19 protein-coding genes and 2 pseudogenes are annotated in these 18,987 nt (G+C 56.3%); 8 read left to right on the top strand and 13 right to left on the bottom strand.

Annotation, left to right across the window (positions count from 1 at the left end):
- Positions 1 to 114 precede the first annotated feature (114 nt).
- Complete coding sequence (locus tag MIH19_RS00850) at positions 115 to 1,095, bottom strand: radical SAM protein (RefSeq protein WP_249007110.1); 981 nt, start codon at positions 1,093 to 1,095, stop codon at positions 115 to 117.
- 108 nt (positions 1,096 to 1,203) lie between these two features.
- Positions 1,204 to 3,354: a bifunctional TVP38/TMEM64 family protein/FAD-dependent oxidoreductase gene (locus tag MIH19_RS00845; protein ID WP_249007109.1), complete on the bottom strand. Its 2,151-nt coding sequence runs from the start codon at positions 3,352 to 3,354 to the stop codon at positions 1,204 to 1,206.
- Positions 3,355 to 3,541: 187 nt separating this feature from the next.
- Between MIH19_RS00845 and MIH19_RS00840 the strand changes: the two genes are divergently transcribed.
- The 5 genes from MIH19_RS00840 (at position 3,542) to MIH19_RS00820 (ending at position 6,340) form a co-directional block, all read left to right on the top strand.
- The gene (locus MIH19_RS00840; RefSeq protein ID WP_249007108.1) at positions 3,542 to 4,162 is read left to right on the top strand and encodes an RNA polymerase sigma factor; all 621 of its coding nucleotides are present in this window, start codon (positions 3,542 to 3,544) and stop codon (positions 4,160 to 4,162) included.
- A complete protein-coding gene (locus tag MIH19_RS00835) occupies positions 4,156 to 4,416 on the top strand; it encodes a zf-HC2 domain-containing protein (RefSeq protein WP_249007107.1) in 261 nt (86 codons plus the stop codon). Before MIH19_RS00840 ends, MIH19_RS00835 begins: the two co-directional genes overlap by 7 nt.
- A 96-nt stretch (positions 4,417 to 4,512) precedes the next feature.
- A complete protein-coding gene (locus tag MIH19_RS00830) occupies positions 4,513 to 4,824 on the top strand; it encodes an EthD family reductase (protein ID WP_249007106.1) in 312 nt (103 codons plus the stop codon).
- A gap of 262 nt (positions 4,825 to 5,086) precedes the next feature.
- Complete coding sequence (locus tag MIH19_RS00825; protein ID WP_249007105.1) at positions 5,087 to 5,497, top strand: hypothetical protein; 411 nt, start codon at positions 5,087 to 5,089, stop codon at positions 5,495 to 5,497.
- An 87-nt stretch (positions 5,498 to 5,584) separates the two neighbouring features.
- Entirely contained in the window at positions 5,585 to 6,340 is a 756-nt protein-coding gene (locus tag MIH19_RS00820) for a YiiX/YebB-like N1pC/P60 family cysteine hydrolase (RefSeq protein WP_249007104.1), read from the top strand.
- Positions 6,341 to 6,478: 138 nt separating this feature from the next.
- On the opposite strand, the pseudogene MIH19_RS00815 reads toward MIH19_RS00820, so the two are convergent.
- The 6 genes and pseudogenes from MIH19_RS00815 to MIH19_RS00790 form a co-directional block, all read right to left on the bottom strand.
- Positions 6,479 to 7,417, bottom strand: a pseudogene (locus tag MIH19_RS00815) (group II intron maturase-specific domain-containing protein).
- A gap of 774 nt (positions 7,418 to 8,191) precedes the next feature.
- Positions 8,192 to 8,578: a hypothetical protein gene (locus MIH19_RS00810; RefSeq protein ID WP_249007103.1), complete on the bottom strand. Its 387-nt coding sequence runs from the start codon at positions 8,576 to 8,578 to the stop codon at positions 8,192 to 8,194.
- A 237-nt stretch (positions 8,579 to 8,815) separates the two neighbouring features.
- Positions 8,816 to 10,219, bottom strand: a complete 1,404-nt coding sequence (gene merA / locus MIH19_RS00805; RefSeq protein ID WP_249007102.1) for a mercury(II) reductase — start codon at positions 10,217 to 10,219, stop codon at positions 8,816 to 8,818.
- Complete coding sequence (gene merF, locus MIH19_RS00800; protein WP_249007101.1) at positions 10,216 to 10,464, bottom strand: mercury resistance system transport protein MerF; 249 nt, start codon at positions 10,462 to 10,464, stop codon at positions 10,216 to 10,218. The genes merA and merF overlap by 4 nt, the downstream gene beginning before the upstream one ends.
- Positions 10,465 to 10,466: 2 nt before the next feature.
- On the bottom strand, positions 10,467 to 10,748 hold the full coding sequence (merP, locus tag MIH19_RS00795; RefSeq protein ID WP_249007100.1) for a mercury resistance system periplasmic binding protein MerP: 282 nt from the start codon (positions 10,746 to 10,748) through the stop codon (positions 10,467 to 10,469).
- A pseudogene (locus MIH19_RS00790) lies at positions 10,673 to 10,884 on the bottom strand (mercuric transporter MerT family protein); the annotation flags it as partial. The pseudogene MIH19_RS00790 and the gene merP, both read right to left, overlap by 76 nt.
- Positions 10,885 to 10,957: 73 nt before the next feature.
- On the opposite strand from MIH19_RS00790, the gene merR reads away from it, so the two are divergent.
- The 3 genes from merR to MIH19_RS00775 all read left to right on the top strand — a co-directional run bounded on the left by merR (position 10,958) and on the right by MIH19_RS00775 (position 13,337).
- Entirely contained in the window at positions 10,958 to 11,395 is a 438-nt protein-coding gene (gene merR / locus MIH19_RS00785; RefSeq protein WP_249007099.1) for an Hg(II)-responsive transcriptional regulator, read from the top strand.
- 116 nt (positions 11,396 to 11,511) lie between these two features.
- Positions 11,512 to 13,197: an acetolactate synthase large subunit gene (locus MIH19_RS00780; protein ID WP_249007098.1), complete on the top strand. Its 1,686-nt coding sequence runs from the start codon at positions 11,512 to 11,514 to the stop codon at positions 13,195 to 13,197.
- The gene (locus tag MIH19_RS00775; protein WP_014869468.1) at positions 13,185 to 13,337 is read left to right on the top strand and encodes a hypothetical protein; all 153 of its coding nucleotides are present in this window, start codon (positions 13,185 to 13,187) and stop codon (positions 13,335 to 13,337) included. The genes MIH19_RS00780 and MIH19_RS00775 overlap by 13 nt, the downstream gene beginning before the upstream one ends.
- A gap of 25 nt (positions 13,338 to 13,362) precedes the next feature.
- On the opposite strand, the gene MIH19_RS00770 is transcribed toward MIH19_RS00775, so the two are convergent.
- The 5 genes from MIH19_RS00770 to MIH19_RS00750 form a co-directional block, all read right to left on the bottom strand.
- On the bottom strand, positions 13,363 to 14,061 hold the full coding sequence (locus tag MIH19_RS00770; protein ID WP_249007097.1) for an SDR family NAD(P)-dependent oxidoreductase: 699 nt from the start codon (positions 14,059 to 14,061) through the stop codon (positions 13,363 to 13,365).
- 128 nt (positions 14,062 to 14,189) lie between these two features.
- The gene (locus tag MIH19_RS00765) at positions 14,190 to 14,852 is read right to left on the bottom strand and encodes an ATP-binding cassette domain-containing protein (RefSeq protein ID WP_249007096.1); all 663 of its coding nucleotides are present in this window, start codon (positions 14,850 to 14,852) and stop codon (positions 14,190 to 14,192) included.
- On the bottom strand, positions 14,819 to 16,495 hold the full coding sequence (locus tag MIH19_RS00760; protein WP_249007095.1) for an ABC transporter permease: 1,677 nt from the start codon (positions 16,493 to 16,495) through the stop codon (positions 14,819 to 14,821). Before MIH19_RS00760 ends, MIH19_RS00765 begins: the two co-directional genes overlap by 34 nt.
- Before the next feature lie 29 nt (positions 16,496 to 16,524).
- On the bottom strand, positions 16,525 to 17,727 hold the full coding sequence (locus MIH19_RS00755) for an ABC transporter substrate-binding protein (RefSeq protein WP_249007094.1): 1,203 nt from the start codon (positions 17,725 to 17,727) through the stop codon (positions 16,525 to 16,527).
- A 58-nt stretch (positions 17,728 to 17,785) separates the two neighbouring features.
- Complete coding sequence (locus MIH19_RS00750) at positions 17,786 to 18,865, bottom strand: phosphotransferase (RefSeq protein ID WP_249007093.1); 1,080 nt, start codon at positions 18,863 to 18,865, stop codon at positions 17,786 to 17,788.
- Between the last annotated feature and the right edge of the window lie 122 nt (positions 18,866 to 18,987).

The following is an 18,987-nucleotide window of genomic DNA, read 5'->3' as shown; positions in this document are numbered from 1 at the left end:
GCCCGGAAAAGGTGTCTGAGCGCAGCGAGTTCTTTTCCCAGGAAAGAAAGCCCCGGCGCCCAGGCCGTTAACTCCAACGCCAGAATGAACAAGCCCAAACACCCAAAACCAAACCTAAGCAGGCGCCGAACAACTAGCCCCATAGCGATAACAAGAAAAGCACCGGTGATGGCGCAACATAACGCGCTCATCCATGCTCTGGGTCAGCGAGCCACCCAAATCGTACTGCGGATCATCATCCACCAACGTACAGGCATACACCCGCACATCATCACCCTTCTTCACCAACATCCGCGTGTACGTACACATGAAGTGCGCGCGGCTATCAACGGTGGGGTATTTCTCCATGCAGTTTTCAGTAATCTCCGGACTACCGTCTTCCGAACCCGGCGTACCCAAGTCTGGAAACGCGGTAAACGCCAGATTCTCGGGAATGCCCCATTCGCAGAAAATCTCGCGGAACGCGGCCTCTACCTTGGCCGGCACTTCGTCAACGTCGGTCTGGCGGGCAATAGACACCTTAAAACCCTGTTCAATCAGCCAGTGCACGCCCTCTAAGGCCTGATCAAAACTGCCTTCACCGCGGTCTTTGTCGTGGCGGGCGCGGTCAGGAAAATCCAGGCTAACGCGGAAATGAATGGGGTAAGGATTGTTTAGCAGCGGCAGCACCTGATGGCGGCGTTTCAACAGCGGCTCGGTGGCGTTGGTCAGTACAAAACATGGCCGGTGCTGGCTGGCGTAATCCAGGATATTCACAAAATCTCGAATCACAAACGGCTCCCCGCCGGTGAACGAAAACTGCTCCACACCCATGTCCATAGCTTCGTGGATAAACGGCTTCACATCGCTCAGCTTCATCCCGGGAATGCGGCCATCACCAGGATGACTGCCTTCCAGACAGAACGGGCAAGCCAGGTTGCAGGCGGTGCCGGTGTGAATCCACAGCTCTTTTAGCGCGTGCGCATCAATATATCCGCGAGGATCGCCATTGCGAGTATGAGTCCAGCTGTCAGCCACACGGGGCTCTAAAACTTCCACCAACGGGATGCGCGTGCGGGTCGCCTTAACCGGCGTGCTGGCTAGGGTGGGGGGCATAAAGGCTCCATAATTAAAAAATCGACACTCGTTATACTCAGTATTCAGACAGCATTGCGATAGCCGTCAAACAGCAGCAATCAGACCGGCGCTGACGCCGAACGTGTCCTAACCGCGACGCCAGCGGTGGATTTTTTCCACTATGGCCAGCAAACGTTGGGGCGCATTGGCCTGTTTCCATTTGCCCGCAGTGGCTTTAGCGGCTTCATTCCAGGTCGGGTACGGATGAATTGTGCCAAGAATTTTATTTAACCCCAGGCCGTGCTTCATCGCCAGAGTGAACTCCGCCAGAATTTCGCCGGCGTGGGAACTCACCACCACCACGCCGAGGATTTTGTCTTTGCCCGGCGGCGTCAGCACCTTGATGAAACCAGAGTCTTCGCTATCAGTAATGGCCCGGTCCAGATCGTCCAGACCGTATCGGGTAACTTCAAAGGCAATGCCTTTCTCCCTGGCTTCGGCTTCACTCAGCCCCACGCGGGCCACTTCCGGCGAGGTAAAAGTGACCCACGGCATAACCCGGTAATCGACCTTGAAGCGTTTAAACTGACCAAACAGGGCATTCACCGCGGCATACCATGCCTGGTGCGCCGCAGCATGGGTAAACTGATAGGGCCCGGCAACATCGCCACAGGCAAACACATTCGGATAGCGCAGACTCATATCCTCTTCCACCGGAACAGTTCCGTTAGGCAAGGGTTCAATGCCGATTTTGTCAAGCCCCAGGCCTTTGGTATTTGCGGCACGGCCCACCGCGACCAGCACCTGATCGAAGGCAATACGAACCCGCTCCCCTTTGTGCTCGCAGTAAACCACCTTTTCGCCTTCTTCGATGGCGAACTCTTTGGCCGCATGTTCCAGACGAAGGTCGACGCCGTCATTTTCGAATTGTATTTTCACCAATTCAGACACATCGCTGTCTTCTTTTGCCAGCAGCCGGTCTCCCATTTCTACTTGAATCACCTGGCTGCCCAAGCGGGCAAAGGCAAGGGCCAGCTCGGAACCGATGGGGCCGCCACCCAACACCAGCAAACGCCCCGGCTGTTCCTGCAATTCCCAAAGGTTTTCAGAGTTCAAAGGCTTCATATCTTCAAGCCCCGGAATCGGCGGCATGGCCGGCTTACCGCCGGTGGCGACAATAATGCTCCGCGCCGTCAGCCGCTCTGTGTGGCCATCGTTGTGCCGCACCTCCAATTCCCAGGGAGAGACGAAGCTGGCCTCGCCAGCGATGCAGTCCACGCCCAGCTCCCGGTAGCGCTCAGGGGAATCGTGCGGCTCTATTTTGGCAATCACGTCTTTGACACGGTTCATGATGTTCAGGAATGAGCTTTTCACCGGCACCGACTCGAGCCCGTAGCGATTGGCATGGCGCAATGTATCCGCCGCCTTCGCGCTTCGAATGAGTGCCTTCGAAGGAACACATCCGGTATTCAGGCAATCGCCGCCCAGTTTGTGTTTTTCGATCAACCCCACTTTGGCTTTGACGGCGGCCGCAATATAGGCCGATACAAGACCCGCCGAACCACCACCAATCACCAGCAGGTTGTAATCAAAGCGCTCCGGCTTCTTCCAGCCGGCATAGACCTTGCGACGACGGAGAAAGCCAACCACAAACTTTGCAATCAACGGGAAAAGCCCAAGCAAGGCAAACGACAGCAGCAAATCCGCAGAAACGATATCGCCAGTGGACTGAATCTGACCCAACTGGGTACCGGCATTCACAAAAACAAACGTGCCGGGCAACATGGCAACCCAGCTGACCAGTGCGTAAGTTCGCAGCCTCATCCCGGTGAGGCCCATCGCCAAGTTGATCAGGAAGAACGGGAAAACCGGCACAAGGCGCAGGGTTGCCAGGTAGAACGCACCGTCCTTTTTAATGCCACGGTCCATTTTGGCGATGGTTTCCCGATAGCGCTCCCGCAGGGTGTCACGCATGAGGAATCTTGCCACCAGAAACGCCAGGGAAGCCCCCAGCGTTGAGGCAATAGAAACCGCCGCCAAGCCATACAGGTTACCGAAAAAGGCACCGCCGGCCAGCGTCATGATGGTTGCTCCCGGCAGGGACAACGCTGTGACCACCACATAAATTGCGGCATAACCAGCAACAGCGATCAAAAGGTTCTGGTCAATCCATTGCGCCAGGGCTCCCTGATTCGCCTGCAGGTTCTCCAGCGTCAGCAGCTTGTGCCCGTCGAAGCCGAGAAAAAAACCAACAATCACGGCGATAACCAAAATGAGTAAAAGCTTGCTACGCGTCATATCCATGCCTTTTAAGATGTATAAACCAATACGCTGTTCACGATAAGACACGATCACCGACTGGATGTTACAAAGCGATTGAACTAAGATTTTTGAACATTCGTTCCAGAATACTGAAACTTTCCCTTAATCCGAAATACTATACAAACATAACGACCAAACCCAGCCTGATAAGGAACGGAATCCCATGAACACCGCAGTGCATCCGGACCCCCAATGCTCGCTGATCGAAGACCTGAAAAGAGGCGATTCATCTGCCTACAAAAAAGCCGTTCGGGAATATTCCCCAGGTATGTTGGCCGTCGCCCGGTTTTACCTGGATTATTCCAGTGCTGAAGAGATTGTTCAGGATTGCTGGGTGACGGTGATCGATGCCATTCACAAATTTGAAGGCCGCTCCGGCCTGAAAACCTGGTTGCACCGAATTGTCGCCAACCGCTGCAAGAACAAGCTCCGATCCAGCAAGCGGGAAGTAGCCATTGATTTTTCCGAGAGCCTGGAACCGGAGCTTGCCAACCGCTTCAATGCAAAAGGCCATTGGAACCTACCGCCATCACTTAAGTTTCACGAATCCGCAGATATCTTGATGGAAAATGACGCGCTCAGCGATTGCCTGGACAAACACCTGTCCGCACTACCAGAAACCCAGCGCTCAGCCCTGATGCTGTACGAAGCCCACCAACACAAATCCGAGGATGTCTGTAACATTCTGGATGTCAGTGCCTCTAACCTTCGTGTCCTTTTACACCGTGCCAGGCAGAAGATTTTTCTCATGGTGGAAACCTTCCAGGAGACGGGCGAATGTTAATGTGCAGGGACCTGGCCGGAATCGCCAGTGATTACATCGATGGTGAGCTGACCGGCCGGCGGAATCTGTCTGTGAAAATGCATCTGATGATGTGCAAGCACTGCCGCTCGTTTATCGGTAACCTTCGTGCCAGCACCGATCTTATGAAGGCGCACTCCTCCAGCAAGCCGGACGAGGAATTCATACGTCGGATTGATAAACGGGTAGCGGAAGCGCTCAAGACACGAAAACCCCGTGATGGGAATAATGAGTGATTGTTCAAAATTCGTTCTAAAGTGCCATTGGCCATGTGCTGCAGATGCGGTTCACTAGAAGCCTTATATCCGAACTTCAAAAAGCGAGACCCAATAATGATAAAAGTCAGCGTACTTTACCCCAAGGCTGCAGATAGCACGTTCGACATTGCCTATTACCGTGACACCCATATGGCGCTGGTTCGTGAAAAACTCGCGGGCGCGTGCAAGCGAACAGCTATCGAATCAGGCCTTGCAGGAGGCACGCCGGGAGAGGCGCCCACCTACATCGCCATGGGCCACCTGTATTTTGACTCCGTCAGTGATTTCGAGGCGGCGTTCGGGCCCCACGCCAAAGAGATCCTGGGGGATATCCCGAATTTCACCAATGTACAGCCGACGATTCAGATCAGCGAAGTCATCGAGTAAACGCAGACGCTCTTTGCTTGCCGCCGCAGCCAGCCATGGCACGTCTGGGCGTGCCATGGCTGGCTGCCATTCTTAGCGCCTCTTTGAGGTCCCCTCTGAAAAGCAAACAGTTAGCAATCATTCAAGCCTCAGTGAATAGTGAGTGATACGACCGACCTAAACACCGGGTCTTCCAATTTGTTACAAATCTTCGCCTTTTCTGGAACTTACCTTACAATCCTTTGTCTTTGGAACGATCATTCAAAAACCAAAGGAAAGAGAAATGCCTAAACAGTTACCTCTCGCACTTTTGCTACTCAGACTCGGTGTATTCATCGTTTTCCTGGTCTGGACCCTGGACAAGTTCGTCCAGCCCGAACACACGGCTCAAGTCTTTACCGCGTTCTATGGGCTGGGAGGCCTCGGCGAAAGCGCCTTCTATGCGATAGGCGCCGCCCAGCTTGTGCTGATTTTTGCATTCGTACTGGGACTGTTTAAAACCTGGACCTATGGCGCGATCCTGATCTTTCATGGGGCATCTACCCTCTCGGCATTCAGCAAATACCTCCAGCCCTTCGATAACCTTTTGTTCTTTGCTGCCTGGCCAATGCTGGCCGCCTGCGCTGCGCTGTTCCTGTTGCGTGAATACGACACGCTGACACTGTCGCGGAAACCCGTTCTAGCTACCGCCTAGGCACGATCAGCGGGTACTGCAACCGTATTCGCGGCTGTTTGTCTGTGCTATCACTACATCAACAAAGACAAACAACCGGGGTACGGCATGTTATTGAATTGGCTTTCGAGGCGCCTGGCCGCTTACCTTTCGAAGGAAGTTTCCCGGCACTCCATCAGAACGTCAACCTGGGAAGCAATGGTGAATACTCTTCAACCCGGAGACGTTCTGCTGGTAGAGGGTAACACGCGGATCAGCGTTGCCATCAAGTACCTGACTCAGTCCACCTGGTCTCACGCTGCGCTTTACCTTGGACCGAATGCCGGACTTGGAACATCGGGTGATGGTGAAGCTCACGCGCTGGTTGAGGCGGACCTTGAGAACGGTATTCGCCCGCTCCCACTTTGCTATTACCGACACGCCCACACCCGCATCTGTCGCCCGGTCGGGTTAAGCGACACGGACATCAGAACGCTTACTGAATACGCGTGCAGCAGGCTCGGCCATCAGTACGATATGAAAAACGTGTTTGATCTGGCCCGTTACCTGTGGTCAACGCCTCCGGTGCCAACCCGCTACAGGCACAAACTGCTCGCCTTCGGAAGCGGCGATCCCACCCGGGCGATCTGTTCAACGTTCATTGCCGAAGGTTTTCAGCAGCTGCGCTATCCGATTCTGCCGGTCGTAGAAACACTTCCCGCCAACGATCCTGACTGTGCCGACTGCGTGCGCGAGCGTTTTCGGGTTAAGCACCACTCTTTGTTCACCCCAAGAGACTTTGATGCCTCACCCTATTTCCGAATTGTAAAACCCACCATTGAAGGCGAATTCGATTACCGGGCCATCGCCTGGGAGGACGGTTAACCCCGAGGCTGAAAGCAATCAGAACCTGCATCTGTAATTCTTTGCCATCCAAATCGGGATAGGGGGGAGCCATGAGGCTCCGCCCCTCCCACACCACCCGGCATGCGGGTCCGCACCGGGCGGTTCGAGAAGTTGAGGTCATGAGAGTCTTGGCACACCCAGCCGATCGAAATAGGCAACCGTCAACACGTTGTGGATAGCAGACAAGCTATTGTGCCACCAGCGCCGGCTCAGAGCCGCTACCGATTGTGCCACCCAGGGATTTGCGCCCAGGCGCATCAGCTCCCGATAGATCGTCTTACCTCGTCGCCACTGCTTAAGCTGCATAGCCCTCAAGCGCCGACGTATCCATCCATCCATCCAGCGAGCGCCAGATGCGTGGAGTTTGCGACAGCTTGAAGTAACCTTTCCAGCCCAGCAGATAGCGTCGAAGCTTCTCCACCACTTGTTCCATGCTGCGCCCTCCCGAACGTCGAGTCAGTTGCCGGATCCGCAGCTTGAACGCTTGCAATGCCTTCGCTGAGACCGCACGGCGGACTTCGCCGTTCGGACCCTGCCATAAAGCATAGCCAAGGAACTTGCGCCCAAACACGCTCGTCACTGCACTCTTGGATTCGTTAATCTTCAAATGCAGTTTGTCGTAGCAGCGCCTCAGCAGCCGCATCACCCGCTCTCCCGCCTTCTGGCTGCGCACGTAAACACCAGCCGGATCAGGCCGGGGTCGTTCACGCGTTTCCTCAGGCGGTCGATCAGAATGTCGTGATTGACGCGGTCAAAGAACTTGGACAAATCCACATCAACCACAATGTGGCGGCCTTGCTGGACGTATCGCTGGGCGGACAGAACGGCATCGTGGGCACGGCGGCCCGGGCGAAAGCCGTGACTGTGTTCGCTGAAGCTAGGATCAATCTTCTCTCTCGCGAACGCCTGCTCTAGCAGGCTTCGCCCTGCGCCCTTCGGATCTCGACGCGGGAGTTCTGTTTCATCGCTGGACACGCACGGCAAGGCTTCACCTTCCCGGTGCGTGACCCGCCCCGCGGATGCGGGCATCTGATGCCTGGCAGACCTCATCGTCAAGTCGTTTGACGCTCCTTCTCGTTCGGCCCTTCGCTCCGTGGTGGAGCTACTATGGCCGCTGCTGACTTCTCGCTCCGTGTTTCCACGTCGCCCTTTCAGGCATGAGGCGAGATCTCCCCGGGTAAGAACACACTCCTTCACCGCACAACCGCCGGATTTACACCACCTTGCCTTGACCACAAGAGCTTCGCGGCTTCTTGCCCGCTCGCCCTGCTTAGCAGCGCCTCATATCCGATTCTTGTTCATCGGCTCGCGGTTTACGCTCCACGCTTCCTCCCCACGGTCGGTCACCCTTCCGCAGTTGCGCTTCACTTCGTTTGCTGTGGCCAGCTTACGGGAGGACTTGCACCTCCAGGAGTGCGCCCGTGCCGGGCGCACAAAAAACGGGGCGCGTGGCCCCACCCAAGATCGACAATGGACTTGTCAATGCAAACAACGCTACTGCTTATCGATACACTTCTGCTGCTCCTGGGGAGTGTATTCGGTCAATGCTGCCAACTCCTTGGAATCCCACTAAAGAGGCTCGGCGGCCATCATGCATATCTGGACCATTTCATCTAGGTGCACCATGTCCATACCGAAGTCTCGCTTGCCCATGGCAACAAAGTGAGGGTACTGATTCTTGAAAGTGTTTAGGTAATTCTTGAAAGTGTTTAGGTAAGCGTTGCCGTTGCTGCCGGCTGGCCGATTTGTAAAGGGTTGCAGCAATGTCGTCCGGCCCTGCACCTTCGGTGGCCATCAGCCAGATCAGCGAGGCGGTTTCGTTCAGACCGCTCAGGTGATCGAGGCGAGTGTCGTATAGATACACCTGACCTTCACTGAGGGTGTCTTCCGCCACCCAGCGTTCGAGATGTGGTTGCTGAAGAGGGCGGTCAGACAATACCTGGACACCACCCAGTCGGACAGTCGTGGCAGCGCCATGAAAGGCAGATACGCCGCCGTGTCGGTTCCGGAAACCAGGTTCTTGAAGCCGCCGCTGCGGGCTATTTCATCTTGGGATTCCCAGACCAGCCGCTCAACCACAGAGCCGGTTTCCAAAGCGACAGGCTTGCTATTGAGGCCCACGATTTCAACCATGTCGGCAACCAGGGTCAGGGCATTAACGTCCGGGTTGGTCTGATAGCTGAAGGGATTGTTGGCGTTTCGAAGATAGAGACACATGTGATTTGCAACTGTCACACCAAGAACTGAGCTTTTCTGCGGCTCAGAACCCTATTCGTGAAAGCTCGATGCCGGAGAATGTGGCAGGGGCCGCAATGACCGGCCGTGGTTGATAACGGTGAGCTTCGAAATGTGTAGAGAGCAGGCACCTCGTTTCATAACCTACTGACTTGGCAGCCTACCTGGCCCTACCTGTGGCGTAATGTTCTACCTGAACTTGAGGTGCATTCACCTTTGTCAGGCGGCACAACAAGACAACTTGCTGACGTCCTTGGTAAAGGTTTGGGCACAGAGCTTCAGCCCCTCCACCATGGTGAGATAGGGAAACAGCTCGGCGCCCACCTCTTGCACTGTCATGCGCGCACGCAATGCCATCACCGCCGTCTGGATCAGTTCACCCGCCTCGCCGGTGACCGCCTGGACCCCAAGCAACCGTCCTGAGCTACGCTCGGCCACCATCTTGATAAAACCGCCAGTCTCGAAATTCACCAGCGCCCGCGGCACGTTTTCCAGATTGAGCGAACGGGTGTCCACTTTGAAGCCCCGCCTGATGGCCTCGGCTGCTGTCAGGCCGACAGTAGCCACCTGGGGATTGGTAAAGACCACCGCCGGCATGGCGCTGAGATCCAGCCGTGCATCGCCACCGGTCATATTCACCGCAGCCCGGCTGCCTCCGGCGGCTGCTACATAAACAAACTGGGGCTGGTTGGTACAGTCTCCAGCGGCGTAAATGCCCGGCACCCGAGTCTGGAGTTGCTCGTTCACGATGACGGCACCGTGATCGGTCTCTACGTCGATCGCATCCAAGTTCAGCCTTTCAGTGTTCGGGGTGCGACCTACCGCGACCAGAAGTCGATCGGCCCGCAGCTCCCCGGCATTCGAGTCGACAATGAATTCATCATTGGTATAGCTGACCTGGCTCGCTTGCGTGTCATTCAGGACGCTTATACGCTCAGCCTGAAACGCTGTTTGAATGGCTTCTCCAACAGCGGGGTCTTCACGAGATAATAGCCGGCTGCGTGCCAGAATCGTCACCTCGCTGCCCAGCCGGGCAAACGCCTGGGCCAGTTCCACCGCCACCACCGAGGCCCCGATGACAATCAGTCGGTCCGGAATGGTGTCACTGGCAAGCGCAGTGGTGGATGTCCAGTATAGCGTACCGGACAAGCCCGGAATCGGGGGAATGGTTGGTCGCGCACCGGTACCAATGAACGCACGGTCAAAGCCGATCTTGTGTTCCTTGCCGTCGGTACCATTGACCAACAGCGTACGGGCATCCTTAAAACGAGCCTCACCCTGCACGACAGTGATATCAGGATTGTCTGCCAGAATCCCTTCATACTTGGCGCGGCGCAGTTCATCAACACGGGCCTGCTGTTGGGCCAGCAACAGGGGCCGGTCGATCATGGGTTCGGTCGCCGTGATGCTTTCATCAAATGGACTTTTGCGGCGCAAATGAGCGATGTGGGCCGCCCGGATCATGATTTTGGAGGGCACACAGCCAATGTTGACGCAGGTTCCGCCGAGGGTGCCGCGCTCGATCAGTGTCACTCGGGCACCGCGTTCAGTCGCCTTCAGGGCGGCGGCCATGGCACTACCGCCGCTGCCAATCACTGCAATGTGGAAGTTGTTGTCACTCATAAACGTTGCTCCTTAGTCGATGGGCTATCGCAGCAGGCATCGTGTTTCTTCTTGCGCCATACGGCATAGCAGGTCAGGCCAATAAAAAAGGCGAGCGCGGGCAACAGCACGTAGTCGAGATAACCGGTCAGCGCAGCCAGGCCTACCGTCCCAAGCAAAATCACCAATATCGGCGTAAAGCAGCAAAGCGCAACCAGCACGGTGCCAATGACACTCACCCGCAACAGGGTTTTGGGGTTGTGCATGGTTACTCCTGTGTCGCCTGGCTTTGTTTCAGCGTGGACGGATAGCCTGCGTTAGTCGTGGCTTGAGTCAGTGCCTCAACGGAGGTTTTCGCATCGTCGAAGGTGACCGTAGCATCACGTTCTTCATAACGGACATCGACAGCATTCACTCCCTCGACCCGGTTGAGAACAACTTTGACGGTGATTGGGCAGGCCGAGCAGGTCATGCCTGGCTGGCCTCCGCAGGCCGGTATATCTGACGCCAGGCAAAAGTCATTGCCACCAGCGCAGCCCCGATGAACCATGGTCGAAAGGGTTCCAGGGCGGCCAGGTTGCCGATCCAGGCGCCGGAAATGCCCAACGTGATTAACACCAAGGGGCCACGACAGCTGCAATGCCCCCAGCAATCAGCGAACCGCGACCTGCTTTTGATTCTGACATTACAATGGTTCCTTTCATGACATGGATGACGGCGTTAAGGTTACTCCCGTAGTCAGCTACGGAATCAAGCCCTATGTCTAAAAAACAATGCTCAATGACTATCGGTGTACTGGCCAAGGCCGCCGGTATGGGTGTGGAAACCATCCGTTATTACCAGCGCAGAGGACTGGTGGCTGAACCTGAAAAACCCTATGGCAGCATTCGTCATTACGACGAGCAGGCATTGGCGCGCCTTCACTTCATTCGAATGGCCCAATGGCTGGGATTCAGTCTGGATGAAATCGGAGGGCTGCTTAAGCTGGAAGACGGCGCCCACTGTGATGAGACTCGAGCCCTGGCTGAGCGCAAACTGGATGATTTGCGACGCAAGATCGCCAGCTTGCGACAGATGGAATCCACTCTGGATAGCCTAGTGGAACGTTGCCGGTACGGTGAGGACCCGCAGCGATGTCCGATCATTCATTCGCTGCAGGGTAAACGTGATGTCCCGAACGAGGGGGTCGAAAGATGAGCTTTTCCCGTTGCTAAATGGCCAGCCCAAAAGCGGCCCTGGCAACTGCGTACATTTAGCGCTAGAAGTGCACTTTCTTGATCTCCAATTCTGAGCCTGACCAATAAGGATTTCCAATGACCAACAACGTGCCCAGCGACAGAAAATCTCGCGCAAGACTGATGAAAGCATCTGACTTATTCGTAAAAGCGTTGGAAAATGAGGGAGTCCAGTACATTTTTGGCGTTCCCGGCGAAGAAAATCTCGATTTACTGAATTCATTAAAGAACTCGAGCATCCGCTTAATTCTCACCCGCCATGAACAAGGCGCGGGTTTTATGGCCGCCACTTATGGCCGTTTAACCGGTCAGCCCGGCGTCTGCCTGGCAACGCTTGGGCCTGGCGCAACCAATCTGATCACGCCGGCGGCTTTCGCCCAGCTGGGCGCCATGCCGATGCTCATGATTACCGGGCAAAAACCAATCAAAACAAGCAAGCAAGGTCGCTTTCAAATCCTCGATGTGGTGGATTTGATGCGCTCGGTTACTAAATTCACCAAGCAGATTGTCAATGGCAACACTATCGCCTCACTGGTGCGCGAGTCGTTTCGCTTGGCCATCGAAGAAAGGCCGGGGGCCGTGCATCTGGAATTACCGGAGGACATCGCCGACGAGGAATGTGCGGAGACGGTTTTTCCGCCCATTGGTCATCGCCGCCCCCACGCCACAGAAGACGCACTGCGCGAAGCAACCAGTATGATCGAGGCGGCAAAAAGCCCGCTGCTGTTGATCGGGGCGGGTGCTAACCGCAAACGCGTCAGCGAGGCATTGACGACTTTCGTCGAGGCCACCGGCATTCCGTTTTTCACGACCCAAATGGGCAAAGGTGTTGTCGACGAACGCCATCCCCTTTACCTGGGATCAGCCGCCTTGTCCGACCACGATTTCCTGCATTGCGCCATTGACCGAGCGGATCTGATTATCAATGTGGGCCATGATGTAGTGGAAAAGCCACCGTTCTTTATGGAGCATGGCGGCAAGCAAGTAATTCATGTGAATTTCTCACCCGCCGAGGTGGACGCGGTGTACTTCCCCCAACTCAACGTGGTGGGAGATATTGCCTTTTCCGTGCAGCAACTGGCGAAGCTTATTGAAAACAAGAACCATTGGGACCTGTCCTTTTTCAAAACCATCAAAACAGAAGTAGACCAGCATCTGTCGAAGTATTTTCTCGATACCCGGTTCCCGATGCTGCCGCAACGTTTAGTACATGTGCTGCGGGAAACCCTGGCGGAAGATGCAGTGCTTAGCCTGGATAACGGCGTTTACAAAATATGGTTTGCCCGCAACTACAAATGTTATTTCCCCAACACCATGCTGCTGGATAATGCACTGGCTACGATGGGCGCGGGCTTGTCCAGCGCCATGATGGCTAAAATGCTGTACCCCAATACTCAAGTCGTGGCTGTTTGTGGTGATGGCGGTTTCATGATGAACTCACAGGAGCTGGAAACCGCTGTTCGCCTGAAGCTTAATCTCGTGGTGATCATCGTCAACGACAATGCCTACGGCATGATTAAATGGAAACAGCATGCCATGGGTTTTGATAATTTTGGTTTGGATTATGCCAACCCGGATTTTGTTACTTACGCCCAAAGTTACGGCGCCCACGGCTACCGGATACAAAACGATGAGCACTTTCAACAAACTCTGGACACATGCTTGGCGTCTACCGGGGTTCACGTCATTGAACTCCCCGTGGATTACTCACTCAATCACGAAATCCTCAACGTCATGCTTAAGGAGAAAACATGCCAACTGTGAACACAACCAACAGTGTGCAAGTGTTTCGGCCTTATGACCAAAGGGTGATCCGCGAGATCCCCATGGACTCGGCGGAAATGGTCATGGGCGCCCTCGCTGAGGCGCATCAACTCTTTCAGGATCAGTCGCCCTCGGACTGAGCCTTAAACTGCAATCTCGACACCGTTACCAGTTTTCCCCGAACGGTCTTATGTCCAGTTCGAAGGTCCAGGCCGAAGGATCCTGGTGACACAGGGTCCAAATGGCATCCGCCACGGCAGATGGGTTGACGAAAAAATCATCCGTTTTGTCATGCAGCCACTCGCGGGTACGTGGCAAATCCACCACGCCGTCAATCACCACGTTGGCCACATGAATTCTTTCCGGCCCCAACTGCCGGGCAAGGGATTGCGCCAGGCTGCGCTGGGCCGCCTTGGCCGAAGCGAAAGGCGCAGAATTTGCCCGCCCCCGGGTCGCAGCAGACGCACTGGTCACCACAATACTGGCCGTGTCGTGCTGGCGCAGTTGCGGCAAAACTGCCTTGGTGGCCGCTACAAGGCCTTGGACGTTGGTGCGCCAGCTGGCCTCAAAATCGTCGAAGCTGGCCTCCTCCACATTCTTGAAAACACCAGCCCCGGCATTGTAGAGCAGCACCGATACCGGGCCGAGTATCTGCTCGATCGCCTGGAACGTTGAATTTACGCTATCAATCTCTGTGGCATCGTACTCATAGGCATGAGTATTCGGAATCTGTTGCGCCAGGGATTCGAGGTAATCCCGGCTGCGCGCCAGCATCGCCACCTGGAAGCCGCCCTCACTGAAACGGCGGGCCAATGCTTCACCGTTACCGGGACCTACACCAATAATCACGCACACTTTGTTCATTGATCGCTCCTTTTTTTCGACCATCTTGGACATCGTCTCATTACAAATTACAGGTAACGGCTTGACCAGGCCACTAGCCGTTGCAGGCTTCGTTGCATTGTCCTTGCTGCATGGCAAGGCCCAACAAATCAGTCGATTCTGACAATAATACCGCCAGCCGCGTCGGCATCTTCCTGATCGTGTGTTACCAGCACCGCAGGCACATTCTGTTGACGCAGGTGCTCAAAAACGACAGCGCGCAATTCGCGCCGCAAGGGCGCATCTAGCTTGGAAAAGGGCTCATCCAGCAGGATGGCCCGGGGTCGGGAAATGATCAGCCTTACCAGCGCGACCCGCGCCCGCTGTCCACCTGAAAGCGTCTCGGGGTCGCGGTGTCCGAACCCCGCCAGGCCAACACTGGCAAGCGCACTTTCCACCCGCTCGGCGACGTCGTCTTTTCCTCCGCGAGCACCAAATCTTACGTTTCCGGCTACTGACAAATGCGGAAACAGCAACGGGTCCTGGAACAGCAAGCCGACCCCGGTCTTTTCTGCCGGTCGGCCGGTAATATCCTCACCATCCAGAATGGCCCGGCCGGTCGCGTGAAAGCTGGGCGACATGAAGCCGGCAATCCAGGCCAGCAGCGTCGATTTGCCAGAGCCGGAGGGGCCCATGACGGTTAGCACTCCACCGGGACTGATGGTTTCTGTAAGATGCAGCAGACGATGCCCATGCAGCTCCAAGGCAACGTCCTGCAGTTGTAAGCAGCCAGGCTCAGCTAAAGGGCCTGCATGCCCCGACGTTCTTTCCATAATAACCTCGGAATCAGTAATGCCAGCAGAAAACCGATGAAAGGTGTAATGGCCTGCACCATAGACCAGACCCCGATAAGACGGCGATCCCCGCCCGATGACAGTGCCACCGCCTCCGTCGTCACCGTGACGATGCGCCCGCCCCCCAGCATCTGGGTAGGCAGGTACTGACTGACGCTGATCGCCACGCCCAAAGCCATCGCGGTCAGCACCGGCCTCAGCATCATCGGCAATCGAATGCGCCAGAAAGCCTGATTGACCGAGAGTCCCAGCGATCGGCCCAGAATGACCCACCGGAAATCAAAGCGACGGTAGGGTTCCACCAGCGTCAAATACACATAAGGCAACACAAAAAGCAGGTGGGCCCAGACCACCACCCAGAGCGCCGGCGCCTGCCCCGCTATTTGGCTTAGCACGGTAATGCCGGACAGAAAGCCCACCTGCGGCACCAGCAATGGCAGATAAAGCAGCCAGAGCGCGCGTGTAGCCGGTTGGTTCCGCCGCTGTTCATGCTCCAACGCAGCGAGCACCATGACCACCGCCAGCACAGATGCCGCCGTCGCAATGACCATGGTCATCCAGAACGGCCGGGCCAAATCCGGCAGTGCCTGCAGCCAGTGGCTCGGGGTAATGGACCCTGGCCAGGTGTCGGGAAAACGCCACAAGCCGGCGACGGAGTTGAGCGCTAGGGCGAATAGCCCCAGCACCGGAAGCAACGTTGCAATCAACATGAGTCCCCGCCCGGCCAGCCATAACGTGCCATCCGATCGCTGCCGGTTGCCGCCGGCTATCCAGGCATTGAAGCCCGCGCCAATCAGTTTCTCCAACCCCCACCAAACTGACAACGTCGATACGGTCACCAGAAGCTGAAGCAGCGCTCCAGCCGAGGCCAGAAAACGGCGGGAAAGATCAGGGTCATTGAACCACTGCATCACCTGAACACTCAGGGTGGAAGGTAAATTGGGCCCCAGAATCATCGCCACATCCACCGTGGACGTGGCAAACGCCAGCACCGCATACACTGGCAGTCGGATCAGCGGATAAAGTGCCGGAGCCACCGTTTTGAACCAGGCAACCCGAGGCAGGTAACCCAGGGAACGTGCCAGCATGACTCGCTGACCTGCATTGAGCTGAGGCAAACCCGCCAGACTGACCAGCAGCAGGAAAGGAATTTCCTTGAACACCAGGCCGCTGATCAGCGACATGCCGAAAGGATCATTCAGCAACAGCCAATCCGGTGGACGCTCAAACCCGGTCAATGACGGGGAAAGCCACCGCAGCAGCAAGCCGGAAGGCGCGACCAGAAAAGCAAACCCAAACGCCGCGGCGGCATGGGGGATCGACAACAGGGGAGAAACCAGCCGCTGGATCCAGCGATCAAACCGGGTATTGGCAATGGTCGACAGAAACAGAAAGACGATGATCAGCGCCAGGCCGGTCGCCAACAGGCCACTACTAAAACTCACGGCAACCGACCGCAGAATGCCGGGCGTTGCCGCCAGCTCAAACCACGGACGAAACGACCAGTCATCGCCCCCAAGTACAGGCAGGTAGCCAAAAGCCGGTGGCACGGTAAACAAGGTGCCTCCTACCACCGGCAAGACCAGACTGAGAACAATAATCCAGGGTGCAAGGCGCAGCATTGGCAAGCTCAGATCATCATCAAATGGGGTCAGTTGCCGCTGTATCGCTCAAGCCAGGCGGCCTCCAGGGCCTCAACCCAGCTGGCATGAGGTTCCTCCACGACCTGCTGGAGCTCTGCCGGTGTCACTCCGCCCTTAGGCGACGGTAATGCTTCGAACAGGGCTTTCTGTTCGGCGTCCAGTTGATTCATGGATAGCACCGTCAGGAAGCCCCAGTTGTCCGGATGCTGCGCGTAGGCCTGGGCTTCCGGGGACAGCAGAAAATTCGCCACCACCATGGCGGCTGACTTATGCTGGGCGTTGAAGGGTATGGCCAGAAAGCTGACGTTGCCGATGGTGCCCCCGTCCAGCACATAGCTCTCCACCGTTGGCGGCAGCTCGTTGTTGGCGATGGCGGCTGGCACCTCGGCGGGCCAGAAGGAGAAAGCCAGGCTGAGCTCGCCATCCCCCATCAGGCGACGCAGGGCCGGACCATTGTCGGGAAAATTACGGGCGGACCGCCAAAGGTGTGGGTGAAGTTGATCCAGAAAATTCCAGAGTGGCGCTGTGACCGCCTCAAAATCTGCCTCGGCAACCGGTCCATACAGCGCGTCTCCATCGCCTGTGAGTTCAATTAAAGCCTGTTTCAGGAACGTGGTGCCCAGATACTGAGGCGGCTTGGGATAGGAAAACTCACCGGGATTTTCCTGCGCCCATTCAAGCAGCTCAGGCATCGAGCCCGGAGGGTTGTCCGTCAGCGATTTGTCGTAATAGAACACCACCTGCGCCTTGCCCCAGGGCGCCTCCATGCCCTCCACCGGCACGGTAAAATCGGTCGTTACTGCGGGGTTGTTTCCGGGGTCTGTCAGGCTGAAGTTTGGCAGTTGCTCGGCCCAGGGACCAAACAGCAGGCCTGCCTCCTTGAGCGTTGCGAAGTTCTCGCCGTTGATCCAAATCAGGTCAACGGCACCTTCGGAGGTGTTGCCCCCCTGTTTCTCTGCAACGACACGTGACACGGCTTCGGCGGTATCGCCCAGCTTCACGTGGACAAGGTCGATACCGTAACGTTCCTCAACCTGCCCTGCGGCCCAGCGAATGGTGTTATTGGTGTTCGATTCACCGCCCCACGCGTTGAAATAAACCGTTTGTCCGCGCGCCTGCTCAACAATGGCCGGCCATTCATCGGATACTGCGGCATGGCTGCCCAGCGGCAGCGCCAGACTCACGGATAACGCCAGTAAAGTAGACTTCATCAGAACCTCTGTTTGTCGTTGTCGTTATTAGTTGGTCAAAATTTGTTCAGCTAACCGGCTAAGCCAGCAGCCGTTCCAGTTCATCGAATTCCGATACGATGGCGTCAATAACCGCCGGTTCCAGGTAATGGTTCGCCCGATCCCGCACATGGGCATTGAGGGCATCTTCATTGTTGGATTCAGACCAGTTCTGGCCCCTGTCCGGCCCGGATGTATCCCGGGACAATGCCAGCCACTTTGCGCACCAGGTCGTTGACCACAACCACATAAGTCGGCGAAGCGGCACATGCCAGGGGCGGTGATCGGCGCCCCTGGCACCGAAAGCCTGCTCCCATGACTGATACGCATAGGCGATATCGTGGACCTCCAGAACGGCGTAAGAGTTCATGTCCCAGGTGGTCGAGGTGTACAGGGTGCTGTGGGCCAGGTCGAAGCCCGGATAACTGATACGACACTTTTCAAGGTCCACCATCCAGGCGGCGCTTTTTTTATCGACCAGAAAGTTGCCGGGGTGGGCATCAAAGGTAATCAGGCTTTCTGACGGTCGCTCATTCAGGCCGGTCAGTCTGGTGGCAATCTCAAGCTGCCCCTGCACCCGGGCCTGAACGTCGGCGGACACACCGGCACGCGCCAGGAACTCCACCTGAGTCCGGATTTCCCGAATCATGCTGGCCAACGGATCTTCAAGAAGGCTCAGGCGTCGGTGAATGGCTGGTGGCACATCAACACAATGTATTCTCGCCAATGACAGGCTCAGAGACGCCACATGCTCAGGCAACGCCAATGGAACACCATCCACATAATCCAGCACCAAAGCTCCCCGGGGCAGCGCCGGGCTGACCGGTAACACCTGGTGCAATGCTGGGGTCACCAAAGAGGGCGCCGCCGCCTGAAAACAGATTGCTTCATGGGCCAGATGCGGTTCTGGATCCAGGCCCACCTGGCTTTGTTTGGGAATACGCAGTAACTGGCCGCTGTTGCCAAGACGCACATGGGCGTGGGCCAACCCGATGTCCGGGAGGAAGCGCAAGGATTGTCCGCGCCAGACGGTGTCCACCAGGAGGTTTTCAAGGCCCGTTTCCGATACGCCAAGGGCGTGGAACAGTCCGCTTTGCCCGTGGTTCAGATTCCGGGTCATGATACTGCCACGACACCATGTCGGCTGGCACGCCGCTGGGGGCGGGAGCGGGTTTCGTGGCTGTGTTTGCAGCGTCGGTGACAATGCCAACAAAGGACGTAATAGATGGATTCCACGATCTT

The sequence above is a fragment of the Marinobacter sp. M1C genome (assembly GCF_023314135.1).
In the GTDB taxonomy this organism is placed as follows: Bacteria; Pseudomonadota; Gammaproteobacteria; order Pseudomonadales; family Oleiphilaceae; genus Marinobacter.
This window is presented reverse-complemented; position numbering and strand designations above follow the sequence as displayed.

What these genes read in the sequence shown, in the direction of transcription:
- MIH19_RS00840 (WP_249007108.1), top strand. Translation starts at nt 3,542, where the DNA reads ATGAACACCGCAGTGCATCCGGACCCCCAATGCTCGCTGATCGAAGAC.
- MIH19_RS00850 (WP_249007110.1), bottom strand. Translation starts at nt 1,095, where the DNA reads ATGCCCCCCACCCTAGCCAGCACGCCGGTTAAGGCGACCCGCACGCGC.
- MIH19_RS00780 (WP_249007098.1), top strand. Translation starts at nt 11,512, where the DNA reads ATGACCAACAACGTGCCCAGCGACAGAAAATCTCGCGCAAGACTGATG.
- merA (WP_249007102.1), bottom strand. Translation starts at nt 10,219, where the DNA reads ATGAGTGACAACAACTTCCACATTGCAGTGATTGGCAGCGGCGGTAGT.
- merF (WP_249007101.1), bottom strand. Translation starts at nt 10,464, where the DNA reads ATGCACAACCCCAAAACCCTGTTGCGGGTGAGTGTCATTGGCACCGTG.
- MIH19_RS00765 (WP_249007096.1), bottom strand. Translation starts at nt 14,852, where the DNA reads ATGGAAAGAACGTCGGGGCATGCAGGCCCTTTAGCTGAGCCTGGCTGC.
- MIH19_RS00775 (WP_014869468.1), top strand. Translation starts at nt 13,185, where the DNA reads ATGCCAACTGTGAACACAACCAACAGTGTGCAAGTGTTTCGGCCTTAT.
- MIH19_RS00820 (WP_249007104.1), top strand. Translation starts at nt 5,585, where the DNA reads ATGTTATTGAATTGGCTTTCGAGGCGCCTGGCCGCTTACCTTTCGAAG.
- MIH19_RS00750 (WP_249007093.1), bottom strand. Translation starts at nt 18,865, where the DNA reads ATGACCCGGAATCTGAACCACGGGCAAAGCGGACTGTTCCACGCCCTT.
- MIH19_RS00810 (WP_249007103.1), bottom strand. Translation starts at nt 8,578, where the DNA reads ATGTGTCTCTATCTTCGAAACGCCAACAATCCCTTCAGCTATCAGACC.
- MIH19_RS00755 (WP_249007094.1), bottom strand. Translation starts at nt 17,727, where the DNA reads ATGAAGTCTACTTTACTGGCGTTATCCGTGAGTCTGGCGCTGCCGCTG.
- MIH19_RS00770 (WP_249007097.1), bottom strand. Translation starts at nt 14,061, where the DNA reads ATGAACAAAGTGTGCGTGATTATTGGTGTAGGTCCCGGTAACGGTGAA.
- merR (WP_249007099.1), top strand. Translation starts at nt 10,958, where the DNA reads ATGTCTAAAAAACAATGCTCAATGACTATCGGTGTACTGGCCAAGGCC.
- MIH19_RS00835 (WP_249007107.1), top strand. Translation starts at nt 4,156, where the DNA reads ATGTTAATGTGCAGGGACCTGGCCGGAATCGCCAGTGATTACATCGAT.
- MIH19_RS00825 (WP_249007105.1), top strand. Translation starts at nt 5,087, where the DNA reads ATGCCTAAACAGTTACCTCTCGCACTTTTGCTACTCAGACTCGGTGTA.
- MIH19_RS00845 (WP_249007109.1), bottom strand. Translation starts at nt 3,354, where the DNA reads ATGACGCGTAGCAAGCTTTTACTCATTTTGGTTATCGCCGTGATTGTT.
- MIH19_RS00760 (WP_249007095.1), bottom strand. Translation starts at nt 16,495, where the DNA reads ATGCTGCGCCTTGCACCCTGGATTATTGTTCTCAGTCTGGTCTTGCCG.
- MIH19_RS00830 (WP_249007106.1), top strand. Translation starts at nt 4,513, where the DNA reads ATGATAAAAGTCAGCGTACTTTACCCCAAGGCTGCAGATAGCACGTTC.
- merP (WP_249007100.1), bottom strand. Translation starts at nt 10,748, where the DNA reads ATGGTTCATCGGGGCTGCGCTGGTGGCAATGACTTTTGCCTGGCGTCA.